19 protein-coding genes are annotated in these 19,563 nt (G+C 72.7%); 14 read left to right on the top strand and 5 right to left on the bottom strand.

Features of this window, described 5'->3' with window-relative positions; translation table 11 throughout:
* The first annotated feature begins 13 nt into the window (after window positions 1-13).
* Window positions 14-1,390: a transglycosylase family protein gene (locus tag ACFYT4_RS20550; RefSeq protein ID WP_389270619.1), complete on the top strand. Its 1,377-nt coding sequence runs from the start codon at window positions 14-16 to the stop codon at window positions 1,388-1,390.
* Here ACFYT4_RS20550 and ACFYT4_RS20545 read toward each other — a convergent pair.
* Window positions 1,292-2,443 carry a DMT family transporter gene (locus ACFYT4_RS20545; protein WP_389270616.1) on the bottom strand — a complete coding sequence of 384 codons (1,152 nt, stop codon included), beginning with the start codon at window positions 2,441-2,443 and terminating at the stop codon, window positions 1,292-1,294. The genes ACFYT4_RS20550 and ACFYT4_RS20545 overlap by 99 nt on opposite strands.
* 210 nt (window positions 2,444-2,653) lie before the next feature.
* On the opposite strand from ACFYT4_RS20545, the gene ACFYT4_RS20540 reads away from it, so the two are divergent.
* From ACFYT4_RS20540 to ACFYT4_RS20525, 4 genes are all read left to right on the top strand, one after another.
* Window positions 2,654-3,397: a (2Fe-2S)-binding protein gene (locus ACFYT4_RS20540; protein WP_389270613.1), complete on the top strand. Its 744-nt coding sequence runs from the start codon at window positions 2,654-2,656 to the stop codon at window positions 3,395-3,397.
* Between the two features lie 52 nt (window positions 3,398-3,449).
* Window positions 3,450-4,613: a glycogen synthase gene (gene glgA / locus ACFYT4_RS20535; RefSeq protein WP_389270610.1), complete on the top strand. Its 1,164-nt coding sequence runs from the start codon at window positions 3,450-3,452 to the stop codon at window positions 4,611-4,613.
* Between the two features lie 212 nt (window positions 4,614-4,825).
* A complete protein-coding gene (locus tag ACFYT4_RS20530) occupies window positions 4,826-6,289 on the top strand; it encodes an SDR family NAD(P)-dependent oxidoreductase (RefSeq protein ID WP_389270607.1) in 1,464 nt (487 codons plus the stop codon).
* A 437-nt stretch (window positions 6,290-6,726) separates the two neighbouring features.
* Entirely contained in the window at window positions 6,727-6,903 is a 177-nt protein-coding gene (locus ACFYT4_RS20525; RefSeq protein WP_389270604.1) for a hypothetical protein, read from the top strand.
* Between the two features lie 140 nt (window positions 6,904-7,043).
* On the opposite strand, the gene ACFYT4_RS20520 is transcribed toward ACFYT4_RS20525, so the two are convergent.
* On the bottom strand, window positions 7,044-8,450 hold the full coding sequence (locus ACFYT4_RS20520) for a lipase maturation factor family protein (RefSeq protein ID WP_389270601.1): 1,407 nt from the start codon (window positions 8,448-8,450) through the stop codon (window positions 7,044-7,046).
* Complete coding sequence (locus tag ACFYT4_RS20515; protein ID WP_389270900.1) at window positions 8,434-8,970, bottom strand: DUF1990 family protein; 537 nt, start codon at window positions 8,968-8,970, stop codon at window positions 8,434-8,436. The genes ACFYT4_RS20520 and ACFYT4_RS20515 overlap by 17 nt, the downstream gene beginning before the upstream one ends.
* A 204-nt stretch (window positions 8,971-9,174) precedes the next feature.
* On the opposite strand from ACFYT4_RS20515, the gene ACFYT4_RS20510 reads away from it, so the two are divergent.
* From ACFYT4_RS20510 to ACFYT4_RS20495, 4 genes are all read left to right on the top strand, one after another.
* Complete coding sequence (locus tag ACFYT4_RS20510; protein WP_389270598.1) at window positions 9,175-10,509, top strand: DUF6777 domain-containing protein; 1,335 nt, start codon at window positions 9,175-9,177, stop codon at window positions 10,507-10,509.
* Window positions 10,510-10,566: 57 nt separating this feature from the next.
* Entirely contained in the window at window positions 10,567-12,672 is a 2,106-nt protein-coding gene (locus ACFYT4_RS20505) for a SpoIIE family protein phosphatase (RefSeq protein ID WP_389270595.1), read from the top strand.
* Window positions 12,673-12,803: 131 nt separating this feature from the next.
* On the top strand, window positions 12,804-14,153 hold the full coding sequence (locus ACFYT4_RS20500; RefSeq protein WP_389270592.1) for a wax ester/triacylglycerol synthase family O-acyltransferase: 1,350 nt from the start codon (window positions 12,804-12,806) through the stop codon (window positions 14,151-14,153).
* 227 nt (window positions 14,154-14,380) lie between these two features.
* Window positions 14,381-15,241 carry an Fpg/Nei family DNA glycosylase gene (locus ACFYT4_RS20495; RefSeq protein WP_389270589.1) on the top strand — a complete coding sequence of 287 codons (861 nt, stop codon included), beginning with the start codon at window positions 14,381-14,383 and terminating at the stop codon, window positions 15,239-15,241.
* A gap of 25 nt (window positions 15,242-15,266) precedes the next feature.
* Here the strand turns inward: ACFYT4_RS20495 and ACFYT4_RS20490 are convergent, their stop codons facing one another.
* A complete protein-coding gene (locus tag ACFYT4_RS20490) occupies window positions 15,267-15,938 on the bottom strand; it encodes a zf-HC2 domain-containing protein (protein ID WP_389270586.1) in 672 nt (223 codons plus the stop codon).
* 76 nt (window positions 15,939-16,014) lie between these two features.
* On the opposite strand from ACFYT4_RS20490, the gene ACFYT4_RS20485 reads away from it, so the two are divergent.
* Together ACFYT4_RS20485 and ACFYT4_RS20480 are read left to right on the top strand one after the other, a co-directional pair.
* Window positions 16,015-16,140 (top strand): hypothetical protein, encoded by a 126-nt coding sequence (locus ACFYT4_RS20485; RefSeq protein ID WP_389270584.1) that lies wholly within the window; start codon window positions 16,015-16,017, stop codon window positions 16,138-16,140.
* 31 nt (window positions 16,141-16,171) lie between these two features.
* On the top strand, window positions 16,172-16,315 hold the full coding sequence (locus ACFYT4_RS20480; protein WP_389270581.1) for a hypothetical protein: 144 nt from the start codon (window positions 16,172-16,174) through the stop codon (window positions 16,313-16,315).
* A 15-nt stretch (window positions 16,316-16,330) separates the two neighbouring features.
* On the opposite strand, the gene ACFYT4_RS20475 is transcribed toward ACFYT4_RS20480, so the two are convergent.
* Entirely contained in the window at window positions 16,331-16,927 is a 597-nt protein-coding gene (locus ACFYT4_RS20475; protein ID WP_389270578.1) for a TetR/AcrR family transcriptional regulator, read from the bottom strand.
* Window positions 16,928-17,060: 133 nt separating this feature from the next.
* Between ACFYT4_RS20475 and ACFYT4_RS20470 the strand changes: the two genes are divergently transcribed.
* The 3 genes from ACFYT4_RS20470 (at window position 17,061) to ACFYT4_RS20460 (ending at window position 19,539) form a co-directional block, all read left to right on the top strand.
* Window positions 17,061-17,849, top strand: a complete 789-nt coding sequence (locus ACFYT4_RS20470) for an SDR family oxidoreductase (protein WP_389270575.1) — start codon at window positions 17,061-17,063, stop codon at window positions 17,847-17,849.
* Window positions 17,850-18,156: 307 nt separating this feature from the next.
* Window positions 18,157-18,948 (top strand): LytR/AlgR family response regulator transcription factor, encoded by a 792-nt coding sequence (locus tag ACFYT4_RS20465; RefSeq protein ID WP_389270571.1) that lies wholly within the window; start codon window positions 18,157-18,159, stop codon window positions 18,946-18,948.
* Window positions 18,949-19,158: 210 nt separating this feature from the next.
* Window positions 19,159-19,539 carry a hypothetical protein gene (locus tag ACFYT4_RS20460; RefSeq protein WP_389270568.1) on the top strand — a complete coding sequence of 127 codons (381 nt, stop codon included), beginning with the start codon at window positions 19,159-19,161 and terminating at the stop codon, window positions 19,537-19,539.
* Window positions 19,540-19,563 lie beyond the last annotated feature (24 nt).

Raw genomic sequence — 19,563 nt, 5'->3', positions numbered from 1 at the left:
GGGGAGATTCCACATGGCCGCAACCGGTCGGCACCGCCGATACCAGCCGAGCCGCATCAACCGCGCGTCTCTCACGGTCACCGCGGGCGGCGCGGGCATGGCGCTCCCGCTGATCGGCGCGGGGACGAGCCAGGCCGCCTCCGTGGACGTCTGGGAGAAGGTTGCCGCCTGCGAGTCCTCCACCAACTGGAGCATCAACACCGGCAACGGCTACTACGGCGGGCTCCAGTTCACCCAGTCCACCTGGGAGGCGTACGGGGGCCGGGAGTACGCGCCCCGCGCGGACCTCGCCAGCAAGGACCAGCAGATCGCCGTCGCCGAGCGGGTCCTGAAGGGCCAGGGCCCGGGGGCCTGGCCGGCCTGCTCGGTCCGGGCCGGGCTCACGCGCGGCGGGGACGCGCCCGAGGTCTCACCGGAGCGGAAGGCCGCCGGGGAGGGCAAGAGCACCCGGGGAGAGCACCGCTCGCCGAAGCACGCGGCCCCCCAGCTGTCCGCACCGCAGCAGCAGAAGGCACAGCAGCGGCAGCAACCGCAGCCCAAGTCGACGCCGACCACCGTGCCCACCCAGCGCGAGGGCTACACCGTGGCCCACGGGGACTCGCTCTCCAGGATCGCCGACGCCAAGGACGTCCGCGGCGGCTGGCAGCAGCTGTACACGCAGAACCGCGCGGTCATCGGCTCCGACCCCGATCTGATCCACCCGGGCCAGCGGCTGGTCCTGCGGATACAGGCCCCCGCGCAGGGCTCCGGCGCCCCCGCGGCGCGGCCCGAGAGCAAGCCTCCCGCCTCCGCGGCGCCGGGGCCGTCCCGCACGGCGCCCGAGCAGGCCCCGCCGAAGACGGCACCGAAGAAGGACGTCCCCCGTTCGGACGTCCGCGAGGCCGCGCCCCGGGCGAAGCCGCAGCCGAAACCGCACACGAAGCCGCAGTCGAGGCCCCAGCCGAAGAAGCAGGACGCCAAGCCGGTCCGGGCCGCCAGGTCCGCGTCCGGGCTGAGCGCGCCCGTCGACGCGTCCACCGGCACCCCGTACCGCAAGTCGGGGTCCTCCTGGTCCAGCGGCTACCACACCGGCGTCGACTTCCCCGTCCCCACCGGCACCTCGGTGAAGGCGGTCGCCTCCGGCCGGGTCGTCTCCGCGGGCTGGGGCGGGTCGTACGGCTACCAGGTCGTCATCCGCCACAACGACGGCAAGTACAGCCAGTACGCGCATCTTTCCGCGCTCAGTGTGCGCTCCGGCCAGGAGGTCGCGAGCGGCCAGCGGATCGCCCGCTCAGGCTCCACCGGCAACAGCTCAGGACCGCACCTCCACTTCGAGGTCCGGACGGGTCCGGGGTACGGATCCGACATCGACCCCCTCGCCTATCTCCGATCGGGCGGCGTCTCGCTCTGAGGCGAACCCCCGGACTTCCGCGGACCGGGTCTCAGCAGCCCGGATCCGCGCGGACCCGAGGCCCGCGGACCGGGAACGGCACCGTCGCGTGAGGCCCGGCGGAGACGAAGGAGCCCGGACTTCGGAAGGGCGAAATCCCGACCCCCTGGGCTCCGCCTCGGCCCCCGGGCGCACCTCCGGCGACCTGGGCCGCCCCACGGGTGACGAACCGGGCTCCCGCTCGCGCGAGGCGGCGAGCCGCTCCGTCGTCAGCAGGACCAGCCCGGCCGCCGCCAGTGCGCCGAACGCCAGCGCCAGCGCGGTGCCCGGGATCCCGTACCGGAAGCTCTCGCCGAACATGGTGATGCCGACGGCCGCGGCCACCACCGGATTGACCACGGTGACCGTGGCCAGCGGAGCCGCGAGGCCCGCGCCCCGGTAGGACGCCTGGGAGAGCAGCAGTCCGCCGATCGCGAGCACCCCCACCGCGATCAGGCTCGGCCACTGCGCCAGCGGATGCGCCCATTCCCAGTCGACCGCGACCGTCTTGGTGAACACGGAGGCGATACCGAACGCCACGCCGGCGGAGGCGGCCAGCAGCACACTGCGCAGCACCGGCCGGTGGATCGTCTGCGCCACCAGGAAGATCAGCGCGACGACGCCGAAGGTCGCCGCCGCGAGTACCCCGCGCTGTCCCGTGCCCAGCGAGTCGGTGTCCGTGTCCCCGCTCAGCGCCAGCAGCCCGGCGAGGCCGGCCGTCGCCATGATCGCGCCCTTCCAGGCCATCGCGCCCGCCCGCCGCCGTACGAACAGCGCGGCCATCGGCAGGGCGAACACGATGGTGAGCGCACCGAGGGGCTGGACGACGCTCAGCGGCCCGTAGGCCAGGGCGATCACATGCAAGAGGGCGCCGAACCCGTTCAGGGAGACGGCGAACCACCACCCTGCGTGATGCAGCGGAGCGTACGGGCGGGCAGGGGTGGATGCGGCGACATGCTCCTGCATGATCGCCCCGGCCGCGTAGGCGACCGCGGAGACCAGCGACAGGAGCACGGCCAGCACGAGGGAACTCATGGAGACCACGATCTCTCTGTTCCGCGTCCGCGTCGTCGTCCTGGAGCAGGCAATCGGACGTACTGCCGACGGAGTACGAGCCTAGGCCTAAAGTCCTATGCGCGACGGTTGACCAGGTCACGGGGGTGGAGACGGGACCGGCCGCGGATACGGTGGCGTGCGGGCGGCGCACAGGGGCGCGGAATCGGGACACGGGGCGGTGAGCGGGGAGTGGACCTGCTGGAACTGGGAGCGATCGGCGGCTTCTTCGCCCTGCGGACCGGGGACGGTTCGTCCACGGGCGGACCGGGCGGAGAGTACCGGCCGGGCGGATCGGACACATCGGCAACGTGGCACGGCCTCCCGCTCGCGCGGCTGTACGCGGGCGCCGACGGGCCCCTCGCGGTCCGTGTCGACACCGTCGCCGTCCGGCTCCGCGCACCCGAGCGGCGTGTCGCCGCCTCCATCGCCCAGCTGGGACTCGCCGCACGGCTGTGGTCCGTCGCGCTCGGCTCCGCCGCCCTGTACGGAGAGCTCCCCGACCTCGATCCACAACGGCTCCACTGGGCTCCGGACCGCAGCTCGCCCGACGATCTGCGGCTCACCCGGCTGCGGACCGTGCCCGCGGGCGCGGGCGCGATCAGGGACATGGTGCAGTACGGGCACCTCGCCCCCCTCGCCGACGCGTTCCGCCGCGACACCCGGATCTCCCCGCGGCTGCTGTGGGGCAACGCGGGCTCGGCGCTCGCCGCGGCCGTACGGGAGATCGACCGCTGGGCGCGTGGGGCGGGCAGGCCCGAGGTCGGGGAACGCGCCGCCGCACTCGCCGCTGAGCTCTTCGGCCACCCCGATCTGTCCGGTACGGTTCACGGCCCCGGGCACCGCCGCACCAGCTGCTGTCTGTACTACCGGGCGGGCGGCGGGCTGTGCGGCGACTGTGTCTTCGACCGTCCGCCGGGTGCACCGGCCCCGTGATCCCGCGGCACGCCGTCTTCCCCCTGCGCCCCCGGTGGGTGACCATCGAAGGGTGAAGGTGGGACTGCTCACACGCGAGTACCCCCCGGACGTCTACGGGGGCGCCGGGGTCCATGTCGAGTTCCTCGCCCAGGAGTTGAGGGCGCTGACCGAGCTGGAGGTGCACTGCTGGGGCGAGGGCGAGGCCGAAGGGGTGCTGCGGCACCGGCCCGCCGACGGACTCGCCGGGGCGAACGAGGCACTGCGCGCCTTCTCCGTCGACCTGGCGATGGCCGCGGAGCTCCAGGGCCGCGAACTGGTCCACTCCCACACCTGGTACGCCGCACTCGCCGGCCACTTCGCCAAGCTCCTCCACGGCGTCCCGCACGTGATGACCGCGCACTCCCTGGAACCCCTGCGCCCGTGGAAGGCCGAGCAACTCGGCGGCGGTTACGCCCTCTCCGGCTGGGCCGAGCGCACGGCCATCGAAGCCGCCGACGCGGTCGTCGCCGTCTCACGGGGGATGCGGGACGACATCCTCGCGTGCTACCCCGCGATCGACCCCGGCCGGGTGCGGGTCATCCACAACGGCATCGACACCCGCCTCTACCGCCCCGACCACGACACCTCCGCCCTTCAGCGGCTCGGAGTCGACCCGAGCCGCCCCTATGTGCTCTTCGTCGGCCGGATCAGCCGCCAGAAGGGCGTCCCCCATCTGCTGCGCGCGGCCAGGGCCTTCGATCCGGAGGCACAGCTCGTCCTCTGCGCGGGCGCCCCCGACACCCCCGCGACCGGAGCCGAGTTCCGGGAGCTGGTCGACGAGCTGGACCGGGCCCGTGACGGAGTGCACTGGATCCCCGAGACGCTGCCGCGCCCGCAGATCATCCAGCTCCTCACCCACGCGTCCGTGTTCGTCTGCCCGTCGGTGTACGAGCCGCTCGGCATCGTCAATCTGGAGGCCATGGCCTGCGGCACACCCGTGGTCGCCTCCGCCGTCGGCGGCATCCCCGAGGTCGTGGACGACGGACGCACGGGACTGCTCGTGCCGTACGGCGCCCGGCACCCCGAGTCCTTCGAATCCGCCCTGGCACAGGCGGTGAACCGGGTCCTCGACGACCCGCCCGAGGCCGCGAGGATGGGCGCGGCCGGGCGGCAGCGCGCGGTGCGCGAGTTCGGCTGGGAGCGGGTGGCCCGGCGGACGTACGAGCTGTACGAGGAGGTGCTCGGGCGGAAGTGACCCGGTGACGCGGGACGCGGCACGGGGCACGGGGCGGCCCACCCGGCCGTCCGGTGTCCGGGGACCGTCCGGTGCGCCGGAGCCCGGGCACCCGGCGGCCGGGGGATCGGCCCATTTGTCCCAGGCGCCCGGGGGGCCGTAGGGTTGCGCATTTGGAACCCGCGGAACGCGCACGCGCCCACCGCGTTCGCGACGGAGGAACGGCAAGGCACATGACGGTGACAGAGGACAGCCCGGCGTTCGGGCCCGGGATCGATCCGGAGCGGCTGGCCGTGTGCCTGAGTGTGCTGGACGAACTGGACCGCCTGGAGATCGACCACCCGGACGCGATAGCGGTCCGCCGCGCGACCGCCGGCATCTACCGCACGGTGAAGCAGCGCCGCCGCCAGGAGCGCAGGGCTGCCAAGACCGCCCACGACAGGGCGGTCACGGAGGCCACGGCCACCGGCTCCGCCGAGCGGATCGACGACGAGACCGAGGGGCTGCTGCCGTCCTCCTCCGTCTCCGGGGAGATCGCGGGCATCCTCCAGCGCCCGAGGTCCTGCTACATCTGCAAGACCCGCTATGTCGAGGTCGACGCCTTCTACCACCAGCTGTGCCAGAAGTGCGCCGCCGACAACCGCGCGCGCCGGGACGCCCGGACCGATCTGCGGGGCAGGCGGGCCCTGCTCACCGGTGGACGCGCCAAGATCGGGATGTACATCGCGCTGCGACTGCTGCGCGACGGCGCGCACACCACGATCACCACCCGCTTCCCGAACGACGCGATCCGCCGCTTCAAGGCGATGCCGGACAGCGACGAGTGGATCCACCGCCTGCGGATCGTGGGGATCGATCTGCGGGACCCCGCGCAGGTCGTCGCGCTGGCGGACTCGGTCGCGGCCCAGGGGCCCCTGGACATCCTGATCAACAACGCCGCGCAGACCGTGCGCCGCTCCCCGGGGGCGTACCGCGAGCTCGTCGCCGCGGAGTCCGCTCCGCTGCCCGCGGGTGAGCTGCCGCCCTCGGAGGTCATCGGGACGTTCGGCAGCGGCGCCGTGGACTCCGTGGCCGCGCTGCCGTCGGCCGCGGGCCAGGGGCTGAGCGCCGACGACATCACGGGACTGGCCCTGGTGTCCGGCTCCGCGACCCCGGCCCGGATCGAGGCGGGCACCGCGATCGACGCGGGCGGCCTGGTGCCGGATCTGCACGACACCAACAGCTGGATCCAGACCGTCTCCGAGGTGGACCCCGTGGAGCTGCTGGAGGTGCAGCTCTGCAACTCCACCGCGCCCTTCATCCTCATCAGCCGGCTCCGCCCGTCCATGGCCGCCGCCCGCGCCAAGCGGACGTACGTGGTGAACGTCTCCGCGATGGAGGGCGTCTTCAGCCGCGGCTACAAGGGCGCGGGCCATCCCCACACCAATATGGCGAAGGCCGCGCTGAACATGCTCACGCGCACCAGCGCCCAGGAGATGTTCGAGACGGACGGCATCCTCATGACCGCCGTCGACACCGGCTGGATCACCGACGAGCGTCCGCACCCCGACAAGATGCGCCTCGCCGAGGAGGGCTTCCACGCCCCGCTCGACCTGGTCGACGGCGCCGCCCGCGTGTACGACCCCATCGTGCGCGGCGAGGACGGCGAGGACCTCTACGGCTGCTTCCTCAAGGACTACACGCCCGCGAACTGGTAACCGCCCCGCGACCCCGCCCGCCGGCGCGCCTGCGCGGCGTCCGACGGTAAACGCGCCATTTCGGTGTGTACGCGACGAGGCGGGGCCGACCTGCGTTCCGGGGCCGGGACGGGTTCATCGGGAACACGTTCCGGCCCCGGCGTTCACTGCTCCATCCGGGTTCCCTCCCGTGACAGCGTTCCGGGGCCCTCCATACCGCCGTACAGCCGGGTTCCGGTATCCATCCTTGGCCAGAAATGGGCAGAATCTCCGGCCCCATCGAGCATGCCCTTGCTCATTTGGTTACTCTGAGGGCCACGGACGCACCCAAGAGGTCCACAAATGCCCCTTGGCCGTCCTGGGACACGTCTGCAACCAGGCTGCGGTCCCGCCCACGTGCCGGCGCCACCGCGACCGAACCGCCCTTGTCCCAGTTACGCGACACAGAGGAGTGCGCGGTGACACCTGATGTGAAGAAGCAGCACGAGCAGCGGCCCCCCGAACGGACCGGCGAGCGGATCGCACGCTCCGACGAACTCGGCAGCCTCGAAGTCTGGGCCCGGTCGGCCCCGATCCGGCTGGCGGGGTACGAGGACGACCTCGCCGAGCCGCACATCCTGCCAGGGATCGACTGACCCGGGATCATCACGCGGTAACCCGCACCGTGCCCTCCGCGTTCGCGCGGGGGGCACGGCCGCGTTCCGGGCGGACCCGGTCTCGCGGACCCGGCACCCGGACCCGGTCTCGCGGGCCCCGCTCGTCCCCGTGCCCGCCTTCAGCGCAGCCGGGTGGGCGGCAGGAACTCCCATACCTCGTCCCGGTGCCACCACGCGCCCGTCGCCCTGCGCTCCCGCCGGGTCGTGTAGCGGTACCGCCAGATCCGGGCGCGCACATGGACGGGCGGGGCGCCGGGGAACGGATTGACGCCCAGCAGCCGCAGCGTGTCCCGGTCCCCCTCCAGCAGCCGCTCCACGAACGGCCCGAACCACGAGCGCGCGTACGCGGGGGAGAGCGCGGCGAACCACATCATCCAGTCGAGCCGCAGATGGTACGGGGCGAACTGACGCGGCATCCGGCGCGGATCCGTGGGCTTGCCCTTGAAGCCGTACTCCCGCCACACCGTGCCCGGGTGCAGGACCCTCTCGTCCGTGCCCTCCACCACCACCTCCCGGCGCACCCGGCTCACCGTGCCGAACGCGCCGTAGGAATTGACCAGGTGCAGCGGGTCGTACGTGGTGTTCATGCGCTGCCCGCGGGAGAGCAGATTGCGCGCGGGATACCAGCTGCGTACCACCACCAGCGCGGTGACGGCGATGACGACGACCGCGTACCACGGCGGCGCGGCCGGCAACGCGGGCGGAGCCGCGACGAGGGAGGCGTCCACGGCGGAGAGGGCCAGCACGATCGTGAGCCAGTTCAGCCAGGCGAAGTTGCCGGAGAGTACCAGCCACAGCTGCGTACAGACGATCAGTCCGGCCGCGACGCTCGCCACCGGCTGCGGGGCGAAGAGCGCGAGGGGCACCACGAGCTGGCAGAAGTGGTTCGCCCCCACCTCCACCCGGTGCAGCGGCCGTGGCAGGTGGTGGAAGAACCAGCTCAGCGGCCCCGGCATCGGCTGGGTCTCGTGGTGGTAGTACAGACACGTCAGATCGCGCCAGCAGCGGTCGCCGCGCAGCTTGATCAGCCCGGCGCCGAACTCCACCCGGAACAGCACCCAGCGCAGCAGGAACAGCACTAGCACCGGCGGGGCCGTACGGTCGTTGCCGAGGAAGACCGCCAGGAACCCGGTCTCCAGCAGCAGGGACTCCCAGCCGAAGCCGTACCAGGTCTGCCCGACATTGACGATCGACAGGTACAGCACCCACAGGACGGCCCACCAGGCCATCGCCACCGCGAGCGGCAGCCGGTCGGCCGCGCCCGCCACCAGCGCGGCCGAGAGCGCCGCGCCCGCCCAGGCGCAGAACGCGAACAGCCGGTCCGAATAGCGCAGTTGGAAGAGTCCCGGCGCCGCGCGGAACGGCAGGTGGCGCAGATGGCGGGGCACGGGCAGCATGCCCCGCTCACCGATCAGCGCCCGGAACTGAAGGGCCGCGGTGAGAAAGGCGACCACGTACACGGCAGCCAGACCCCGCTGGAAGACCAGCCGGCCCAGCCAGTAGCCGTTGTCACCGAACCACTCCATCGTCTCCATTATCGGTCGTGGCGAGCCGTCGCACGGTCCGGCCGAGCCGCCGGGCGCAGGCCCGCTGCAGCATCCGCGTGAGCGGTCCCCCGAGCCGGGTGTACCAGGATGCCGGGCGGCTGAAGGCCATCACGGTGAACCACACCGAACCGTCGTCCCGGATGTCGACGACGAAGGACTCCTCACCGCACTCCGGATGCCCGGTGAGCGTTCCGTAGGCGAATCCCGTCCGGTCCCCGCCGCACTCCGCCCAGACGACCTCGCAGGGTGCGGCGATCCGCAGCGGGCCCAGGCCCGCCGAGACCTCCACCCGCACCCCGGCCGCGGCGCGCGGGGCCGTGGCCCGCAGCCGCAGGCCCGCCGCGCGGTGCACGCGCCAGGTGGTGACCGCGGCGCCGGCCGCCTCGTAGACCGCCCGGCCCCGGCCGATCCGGGTCGTGTGGTGCAGATGGTGGTAGCCGTCGGGCATCGGCCCGAGCCGGGTGGCCCCCGCCTCGGGACAGGAGCGTGTGCGCCGAATGGGCGCAAGCCCTCCGGACGGTCCCGGGCGCCGTCGTCCGGGCAGGGGCAGACCGAGCCTCGCGATCAGGCTGACCAGGACGGACACACCCACCACACCCCCGGGCACCCGCGCGATCGGCTCCCCGTGAGCCGATACCAGGCATCCGATTGAACGCGTTCAAGTCGCGATGCGCCAGGGAATCCGGCAGAACTTGAAGGACATATGACGGTGATCACGGTGAGAAGACGGGAGATGCTCGTGCGTCCCATTCGTCGTCGGTGGTCCGCTCGTCGCCGGTGGTCGGCGGCGGCCGCGCTGTCCACCGCACTGTCCCTCGGATTCCTGGTCTCCGGATGCGGGGGCGACGACGTCGTGGCCACCGGCAAGGACGAAGAGGTCCTCCTCCAGCCCGCGGCCGACCAGGGCCCCGACCCGTACACCGCCACCACGGCCCGCGCGCTGCCCGCGCCCGCGCCGCAGGCGGTCCTGCCCTCGCCCCCGGCCGGTGGCCCGCCCACCAGGGGGCACACCCTGCGCACCCTCTCGGGGGCGACACCCGGCCTGTACGGCGGCATCCGGTCCATCGGCAGCTGTGACGTCGAGCGGCAGATCACGCTGCTGCGCGCCGAACCGGCCAAGGCCCGCGCGTTCGCCGGGGGCGCCGGGGTCTCCCAGAGCGCGCTGCCCGGCTTTCTGCGCGATCTGACCCCCGTCGTGCTGCGCGCCGACACCCGGGTCACCAGCCACGGCTACCGCGACGGCTCCGCGGCCGCCCGCCAGGCCGTCCTCCAGGCGGGCACCGCCGTGCTCGTCGACCGGCACGGCACCCCGCGCGTCCGCTGCGCCTGCGGCAACCCGCTCCGGTCGCCGACCGCTGTCGAGGGCGGAGTGATCCAGAAGGGCCGGCCGTGGACCGGCTACGACCCCGACCGCATCGTCGTCGTCAAACCGACCAACCAGGTCATGAGCAGCCTGGTGATCGTCGACGTGGCCAGCGAGAGATGGGTCGACCGGCAGACGGGCAGCGACGGCGAGAGGGACAGGCGCCCCGATGTGCTCCCGCCCGTGAACCCCGACGACATCTACACCTACCCTTCGGCACCGGCCGGGCCCGGGGACGGCACCGGCCCGGCTGATCCGGAACGTTCCACGGGCCCGGCTGATCCGGAACGTTCCACGGGCCCGGCTGATCCGGAACGTTCCACGGGCCCGGCCGACCCGGAACGTTCCACCGACCCGGCCGACCCGGAACGTTCCACCGACCCGGAACGCTCCACCGAACCGGCCGATCCGGAACGTTCCACCGACCCGGCCGACCCGGATCCCACCGACTGCCCGGACCCCTCGACGGCGGTTCCCGGGGACCCGGACGCTCCCGCGCTCCCGCCCGGCTGCCCCATCGGTCCGTACGACACCGCACCCCCCGTCGAGCCCGTGGACCCGGAGCAGTCCCCGGCCGATCCCGGGCTGCCCCCCGACGAGGAACTGCCTCCGTCCGACCCGGAGCCGACCGGCCCCAGCGAGCAGTCGGCCGAGCCGGACACCTACGCGGGGTGACCGGGCCGATGGCCCCAACCGGTCGAAGAATCCGACAAATGATGGCAGAGTGTCCCCATGGTTGATCGGGCAGCGGGGGCCCTGACGCTTCCCGACGACTGGCCGGCCGGCCCGGACAGGAGCCTGACCCTCAACCGGATGGGCAGCTTCGACTGGGACCTGGCCAGCGGACTGATGCATCTCGACCAGCCCGCGCACCGGGTCCTCGACATGCCGCCCGGCGAGTACGACGGCCGCCGGGAGACCATCACCTCCCGGATCCCGCCCGAGGACGCCGCCCGGCTGGAGGCGCTGGTGGCGCAGGCGCTGAAGAGCGGCAGCGAGCACTACGGCGTCTACTTCCGCATCCGCCGCCGCGACGGCAGTCTGCGCTGGACCCACACCCAGGGCTGTGTGCGCCGCGACGGCACCGGCCGCCCCCGCCGTGTCATCGGCATCGTCCGCGACGCCACCGAGGAGCTGGCCGACTCCACGGCCCGAATCGCCGCCGACACCGAGCGGCGCTGGCAGACGAGCGTCGTCGAGTCCACCACCGCCGCACTCGCCCACGCCCGGACCGTGCAGGACGTCATCGACGTCCTCAAGGACGCCCACGGCCTGGAGATCTTCGGCGCGACCAGCCTGGTGATGGGACTCCTGGAGCCCGGCGGACGCATCCACCTGGTCGCCGGGGGCCCGGAGGACGCCTTCGTGCCCGGGACCCGCTACACCCGCGTGGACGAGCAGTACCCCATGAGCGAGGTCGTACGCACCCTGGCGCCCCGCTTCATCGAGGGCCCCCGGGACTTCGCCGACTCCTACCCCGTGCTCTGGCCCCATATCGAGGAACTCGGCATCGAGTCCGCCGCCTACCTCCCGCTCATCGCCCAGGGCCGGCCCATCGGCGCCTTCGGTCTCCTGTACGGCGGCCGGACCGGCTTCAGCTCCGAGGAGCGCAATCTGCTGGTCGCGCTCGGCAGCAGCATCGCCCAGAGCGTCCAGCGCGCCGTCCTCTACGACCAGGAGCACGACCTCGCCGAAGGGCTCCAGCAGGCCATGCTGCCCCGCCGGATCCCCGATGTGCCGGGCGCGCAGATCGCCGTCCGCTACCGCTCGGCACGGATGGGCCGGGACATCGGCGGCGACTGGTACGACATCATCGCTCTCCCCGGCGGCCGGGTCGGCGCGGTCATCGGGGACGTCCAGGGGCACGACACCGACGCGGCCGCGGTGATGGGCCAGCTGCGGATCGTGCTCAGGGCGTACGCGGCCGAGGGCCACAACCCCGCCACCGTGATGGCCCGCGCCTCCGTCTTCCTGCACGAACTGGACACCGACCGGTTCGCGACCTGCATGTACGCCGAGGCCGACCTCTCCAGCGGCGTCGTCCAGGTCGTCCGCGCCGGGCATGTCGACCCGCTGGTGCGGGACACCGACGGAAGCTGCCGCAGGCTGCCGGTCGAGGGCGGGCTCCCGCTCGGCCTGTCCGCGGAGTTCGGCCGGATGGAGTATCCCGTCACCACCGTCGAACTGGACCCCGGGCAGACCCTGCTCCTCTACACCGACGGGCTCGTCGAGCAGCCCGGCGCCGATCTCGACGACGGTATGCAGCTGCTCACCGCGCTCGTCCACGGCGGACCCCGTGACATCCAGCAGCTCGCGGACCATCTCTGCGAGGTCGTCGACGAGCGCGGCGGAGACGACGACGTGGCCATCCTGCTGCTGCGCCGCAGGGGCGCGCTGACCCCGCGGACCGGCGGCAGACTCCACCAGCACGTCGCCCAGAACGACCCCGGGGCGCTGCGCTCGGCCCGTCGTATGGTCCGTTCGGCGGTACACGCCTGGGGCGCGCGCGAGCGGGCCGACGAGATCGAACTCGTCGCCGACGAGCTGATCACCAACGCCCTGATGCACACCGACGGCGGCGCGGTCGTCACCGTCCGGGTGCTGTCGGGACCGCAGCGGCGGCTGCGGGTGGAGGTCGAGGACCGCTCCAGCGCGCTGCCCAGACGGCGTGACCCGGGGGAGTCGGGGGTGTCCGGGCGGGGGTTGCTGCTGGTGGACCGGCTGACCGACAGCTGGGGCGTGGACTCCCGCGGCGGCGGCAAATGCGTGTGGTGCGAGTTCGCCGTTCCGGAGAGGGAACGGGAGGGCCCACCGGAGGGTTCGGGTGGTTTCGGGTGACGGCCGGGGCGCCACACCGGGCGAACGCCGATGATCCGGGTTTAACTGTCCGTGAACTGATCGCAGTTGACCGTAACCGACCGAAGGCGCTTGACTGCGCATTCCCTGGCCTTCTAGGACATGAGGACACCGTGAGCAGCGAGCGACTCGCCCCACTCGACCTGGCGTTCTGGCACCTTGAGTCAGCCGGTCATCCGATGCATCTCGGCGCGCTCGCCTTCTTCTCCGCCCCCGACGAGGACTCGGGCCTCGACGACGACGGCGTCCTGGACCTCCTCGCCACGCGCGCCGCCGCGATCCGCCGGCTCCGGATGCGGGTGCGGGACGTCCTGCTGCCCGTCGGCGGAGCCGCCTGGGCCGCCGACAAGGACTTCGACGTGCGGCGGCACGTCCGCAGGCTGCGCCTCGCCGGCGGCCCCGACTTCGCCGCCGAGGTCATCGCGATCGCCGGTGAACTCATGGAAAGCCCCCTCGAACGAGGGCTTCCGCCGTGGGAGATGTACCTTCTCACCGGCTCCCCTGGCGGCTCCTTCGCCGTCCTCGTCAAGCTCCACCACGCCCTCGCGGACGGGATGCGCGCGGTCGCGATCGGAGCGGGCATCTTCGACGAGATCGCCGATCTCCGCGGGGTACGGACCCGGCGCGCCGGGCCCGCGCCCGACCGGCCCTGGTTCGCCGACCCCGGCCGTATTCTCGGCTTCGCCCGTGACCGTATCGACGACCTGGGACGTGCCGTCGGGGTCGGCGCGTCCGTCGTACGGGCCAGCCGCTTCGACCCGCGCGGGCTGCCCTCCCTGTCGGCGGGCTCCAGCGGGACACGCCGGCTCGCGACCGCCGTACTCGACCTGGAGGAGGTGCAGCTCGTCCGCAAGGCGGTGGGCGGCACCTCGAACGACGTGCTCCTCGCCGTCGTCGCGGGCGGGCTGCGGCGCTGGCTCTCCGAACGCGGCGACGATCTGCCCCCGAGCGGGCCCCGGGCACTGGTGCCCGTCTCCCGCCGCAGGCCCGGCAGTCCGCCCGGCTCCGGGAACAAGCTCTCCGCGTACCTCCTCGAACTGCCCGTCGCCGAGCCGGATCCGCGCGCCCGGCTGGACGCGGTGCGCGTGTCGATGCACCGCAACAAGGCGGCGGGCCCGATGAAGGGCGCGGGCGCGCTGGCGGTCCTCGCGGACCAGCTGCCGCCGCTGGCCCACCGCTTCGGGGCGCCGCTCGCCGGGGGCGCCGCGAGAATGCTCTTCGACGTGCTGGTCACGAGCGTGCCGCTGCCGCGCTCGGCGCTGTCGTTCGGCGGCTGCCCGCTGCGGGAGATCTATCCGATGGCGCCCCTCGCGCGCGGGCAGTCGCTGGCCGTGGCGCTGACGACCTACGGCGGACAGGTGCATGTGGGCCTGGTCGCGGACGGGTTGGCGGTACCGGACGTGGGGCGGCTCGCGTGGGGCGTCGGCGAGGAACTGTCCGAGCTCACGGGCCTGGCGAGATAGCCCCGGGCCCGGCCTGCCCGGGGACACCACCGGCGGGGTGCCGCCTTGCGGCCCGTCAGGCGCCCGAGGGCGTCCTACCCGAGGGCGAACCAACCGTTGGCGGCCCGGCACCGGTTCGGCAGCCCGGTGGGCCCGGGCCCGGGCGGTGGAGGGCGGCAGGCGACGGGCGGAGGGCGGCGGAGGGGCCCCGACCTGCGAAGGGGGCGCGGCTGGGGCAGGCTGGACGCATGCCGGAGATGCCCGAAGTGGAATCATTGCGAGATTTTCTGGACGCCCATCTGAAGGGACAGGAGATCGCCCGGGTCCTCCCGCTGGCGATCAGCGTCCTCAAGACGTACGACCCTCCGCTCAGTGCGGTCGAGGGCGCCACGGTCACCGCCGTGGACCGGCACGGCAAGTGGCTGGACATCACTGCCGGGGGACTGCACCTCGTGATCCATCTCGCGCGCGCGGGCTGGCTCCGCTGGAAGGACGGGTTCCCGGCGGCCCCGCCGAGGCCGGGCAAGGGCCCCCTCGCGCTCCGTACGGTCCTCGCGTCCGGAAGCGGGTTCGACCTCACGGAGGCGGGCACCACCAAGCGGCTCGCCGTGCATCTGGTCCGGGACGCGGCCGAGGTGCCCGGTGTCGCCCGTCTCGGCCCGGACCCGCTCGCCGACGGATTCGACCGGGACACGTTCGCCGCGCTGCTCGCCGGGGAACGGCGGCAGATCAAGGGCGCGCTGCGCGACCAGAGCCTGATCGCGGGGATCGGCAACGCGTACAGCGACGAGATCCTGCACGCCGCGAAGATGTCCCCGTTCAAGCCCGTGCACAACATCGGCGACGAGGAGATCACCGCGCTGTACGAGGCCCTGCGGACCACCCTCGGCGAGGCCGTCGAGCGCTCGCGCGGGGTCGCCGCCGGCAGGCTCAAGGCCGAGAAGAAGAGCGGACTGCGGGTCCACGGGCGCACCGGTGAGCCCTGCCCGGTCTGCGGGGACACCATCCGCGAGGTGTCGTTCAGCGACTCCTCGCTCCAGTACTGCCCCACCTGCCAGACCGGCGGCAAACCGCTCGCCGACCGACGGCTGTCCCGGCTCCTGAAGTGACCGGCGGGCGCACCGGCGCGCGGTGTCAGCCCTTCAGGACGACCAGGGTCCTTCCCCCGAAGGTCCGCACCTCCCACCGGGCGATCTCACCGCTCGGCACATCGGTACCGCCCTCGATGTCGAGCGCCGTGCCGCCGCGCGGCTCGCCGCCGTAACCGGCGCCCGGGACCTTCCAGCTGAGCACCGGATGCTCGATCCCGTCCCTGCCGACGGCGATCAGCCGGCAGGCGGCGGGCCCTTCGAGCCCGCTGAGCCGCATCGCGACCGCCGTGCCCCAGGGCCGGTCCTCCACCACAGCGGACGCGGTGACACCCGTGGCCGTGTTCCTGGCCGTGACCGCGCCCGCCCGGCCGTCCGGGCTCCCGCCGAAGGACCCGGCGGCGAGCGCCGCCGAGGGCAGCGCGACGATCAGCGCGGCGGCGGCCACGATCAGCCGCAGGCGCCGCCTGCGGCTCCGCCGCCGTATCAGCGTGACCTCGTCGGCCAGCCGTTCCAGCAGCACCGCCGACGGACGGGTGTCGGCCACCCCCATGGCCGCCAGATCGGACAGCGCGGAGGCCGGCGGACCGAATTCGGAAAGCTGTACTGTGCAAATCACGCAGTCCGCGAGATGCTCCTCGAAGAGGAACGCGTCCCCCGGCTCCAGGACGCCCAGCGCATAGGCGGCCACGTCCTCGTGCCGCTGCTGGATGCTCATGACGTCCTCGATTCCTCATGTGCGCTACCGCGTCCCTTGCCTTCGGTCGCCGTTGAATACGGACCCCGGCCGGTTTGTGCTCAACTTTGCGGACGACAAGAGATCAACGCCGCACAAGCAGCGCCACACGGTGAAGCGGATCGTCGAGCGGCCGCTGGACGAGCACGGCGCGGATCAGATGGTCCGCGGCCACGCGCCGTGAGGAGATCCGGCTCCGGGCCGGCCGAGGTGTGGTGGAGGCGTTCGTCCCGCAGACCCACAAGCCCGGAGCTGAGGCGGAGGTCGATTTCCGCGACGTGACCGTGATGGTGGTGGCACGGGTCGGCGGTGTGGAGGCGACCACCGCTGCCACCCTGCCCCGGCTCATCGGGGTGTGAAGTCCGGAGAACTCGTCAAGGGCTGAGGAAGCTGCCCTGCCGACCCACGCCGCGCAACAACGTGTCGACCACGAGGGTTGCCAGTTCATCGACATCGTCGGCTTCGTCCGAGCGATTCCGGGCGGCCTCGTGAATGAGGGCGTAATAGACGCGGCGAGCCCACGCCAGGTCAGTGTCGGGGCGGAGCACGCCGGCTTCCAGTGCGCGCTGGAACAGGCGGTCGCACTGAGCGAGCACATCGGCATGGGCTCGTGCCACGTCGGGGTCCTCCGGTGTGGTCCTGCTCATGGCGAACCCCCACCCGATCTTGACCCGCAGGACGTTGGCGGTCGCTTGGTAGAGGGCGACCAGTGGTGGAGCGCTGTCGGGATGGGCGCTCGTCACGGCTTCGTGGAACTGCCGCGTGGCCCAGGCTGTCAGGGCGTCCACCAGGGCCTCGCGGCTGGTGAACCGGCGGTGCACGGTCGTCCGAGCGACGCCTGCCGCCTCCGCGATCTGCTCCATCGTGGCCGCCGGATTGGAGCTGAGGACACGCTCGGCGGCTTCCAGGATTGCCCTCACGGTCCGCTCCGCGTCCGCGCGCAGCGGCCGCTGCTGACTCTTCCGATCCACGAGGCTCCCTCTCCCTGACTCTTCGAGAAGAGAGTACGGGATAGTCGCTATTCCTCCGAAACTTGCGACATTGATGTCGCAGGTTCTAGGGTTTTCGCATCGAAGAAGGCTCATCTCTGAGTAGGAGTGCTCCATGGACCTGCAGCTGACCGACAAGGCCGCTGTCGTGACCGGCGCGAGCCGGGGGATCGGCCTGGCCATCGTCTCCGCTCTGGTGGGTGAGGGTATGCGGGTGGTGGCGGCGGCCCGGACGATCACACCCGAGCTCAAGGCCACCGGGGCGATCGGCGTGTCCGTGGACCTTTCGCAAGCCGACGGCCCTGCCCGGCTCGTCGCCCAGGCCGAAGCCGAGCTCGGCGGGCTGGACGTCCTGGTCAACAACGTCGGCGGCGGCGACGCCGGGGAGGGCCGGACGGGCGGTTTCCTCACCTTCACCGACCAGCAGTGGTACGACGCGTTCGACCTGAATTTCCTCGCCGCGGTCCGGACTACCCGGGCCGCGCTGCCTCACCTCACCGGCAGCCGCGGCGCCGTCGTCAACATCTCCTCCAACGGAGCCAGGACCCCGCATGCGGGCCCTATGACCTACACCACCGCCAAGGCCGCACTGACCGCGTTCGGCAAGGCGCTGGCCGAGGAGTTCGGCCCCCAGGGCGTCCGCGTCAACACCGTCTCGCCCGGTCCCGTCCGCACGGACATGTGGGAAAGCCCCGACGGCTACGGAGCCGAGCTGGCCAAGACGATGGGCATGGAACAGGAACAGCTCCTGGCCCATCTCCCGACCGCTATGGGCATGGTCACCGGCAGGCTCGTCAGCCCCGACGAGGTCGCCGCCCTCGTTGCCTACCTCGCCTCGCCCCGAGCCGGCAGTACCACCGGGGCGGACCACATCATCGACGGAGGCGCCATCAAGACCGTGTGACCCGGGCGCGGTGCTTCCCGGAGCCCTCATGCGCCCCGGTCCAGCCCACCCGGGCTGGACCGGGGCGGCTCTGCGCTCAGGCTCCACTCGTCGGAGCGAAGTGCGGAGAAGCCTCTTCGCCTCTGCTGGGCAGGAGGCGTTCTTCGAGGGCCACGTCCACGCACTCAACCTGCCGGGCGGTTGGGTGGGTGACCCCTCTTCCGCGATCCCGTGTTCCCGGTCGGGGCCGAAAGCCGTCCCCTCCCCTCCCGTTCCGCGCGGGCGGGCACCGTGGCCCGCCGGTCCGGGCGCGCCTACACTCCGCAGCATGCTGCGCGCACTGGCCGTCGACGACGAGAGACCGGCGCTTGAGGAACTCCTCTACCTCCTGCGCTCCGACCCCCGGGTCACCAGCGCCGAAGGAGCCACCGACGCCACCGAGGCCCTGCGCCGCATCAGCCGTGCCCTGGACGCGGCACCCGGCGGCGACGGCGGCATCGACGTCGTCTTCCTCGACATCCACATGGCGGGACTCACCGGCCTGGACGTGGCCCGCTTGCTGGCGCGGTTCGCCCGCCCGCCGCTGATCGTGTTCGTCACCGCCCACGAGGGGTTCGCCGTCCAGGCGTTCGACCTCAAGGCCGTGGACTACGTCCTCAAACCGGTGCGCAGGGAACGGCTCGCCGAAGCCGTACGCCGGGTCCGCGACCAGGTCCTCACCGCGCGCGAGCCCCGCCGTACCGACTCCTCGCGGACGTCGGGGACCACCCCGGTGCCGAGCACCGTCGCCGAGCAGATCCCGGTGGAACTGGGCGGTGTCACCCGGTTCATCCCGATCGGTGACATCGCCTATGTCGAGGCCCAGGGCGACTACGCCCGGCTGCACACCGAGGACGGCAGTCATCTGGTCCGTATCCCGCTCTCCACCCTGGAGGAGCGCTGGGCGGCACGCGGTTTCGTACGCGTCCACCGCAGCCATCTCGTCGCCCTCGACCGGATCGACGAACTCCGCCTGGACGCCGGTGCCACCACCGTGCGGGTGGGCACGGCGGAGCTCGCCGTCAGCCGCCGCCACGCGCGCCAGCTCCGTGACCTCCTGATGCGCCGGGTCAACGGCTGACCGCCCGGACCCGGACCGGCCGCGCGCCCCACCCGGGGCCGACCGCCCCCGGGGCGCCTGCCGTGCTGCCCGACCCCCGGGGCGCCGGCCGTGGCCACCGCCCCGCCCCCGGGCCGGTCTCCCGACGCCGGCCCGCCCGCGTCTACCGCCGGTAATCGCTCCTGCGTAGACTCCCAACCTCCCGAGCCCTCCCCGAGAGAGCGGACGACGATGTCTGCAGAGCAACGACCTCGCCGTGAGGTGGTCACCGGTGTGCCGCGCGCCGCACGGCGGGCCCCCGGCCACGCCCCCGCCCGCTCCGAGATCAGCGAGCAGACCACGCTCGGCGCCACCTACGTACGCTCCCTGATGCGCAGCCAGCTGAGGACCGCGCTGAGGGCACTCGGCACCCTCGCCCTCCTCGTCGGCACCCTCCCGCTGCTCTTCGCGCTGCCCACCGCCCTCGACGGATCCTCGCCCTCGCCGGAGCCCTTCGTGTGGTCGGTGCTCGGTGTGGCGGTCTATCCCGTCCTGTGGCTGACGGCCCGCCGGTACGTCCGCCGGGCGGAGCGCAACGAGGAGGACTTCACCAGGCTGCTGGAAGGTCGCTGACCCTTGCCCGCGCCCCTGCACTTG

Origin of the sequence: Streptomyces sp. NPDC004609, assembly GCF_042873655.1 — a bacterium.
In the GTDB taxonomy this organism is placed as follows: domain Bacteria; phylum Actinomycetota; class Actinomycetes; order Streptomycetales; family Streptomycetaceae; genus Streptomyces.
The sequence above is the reverse complement of the archived record's forward strand: the minus strand, read 5'-3'. Positions and strand labels throughout refer to the sequence as shown.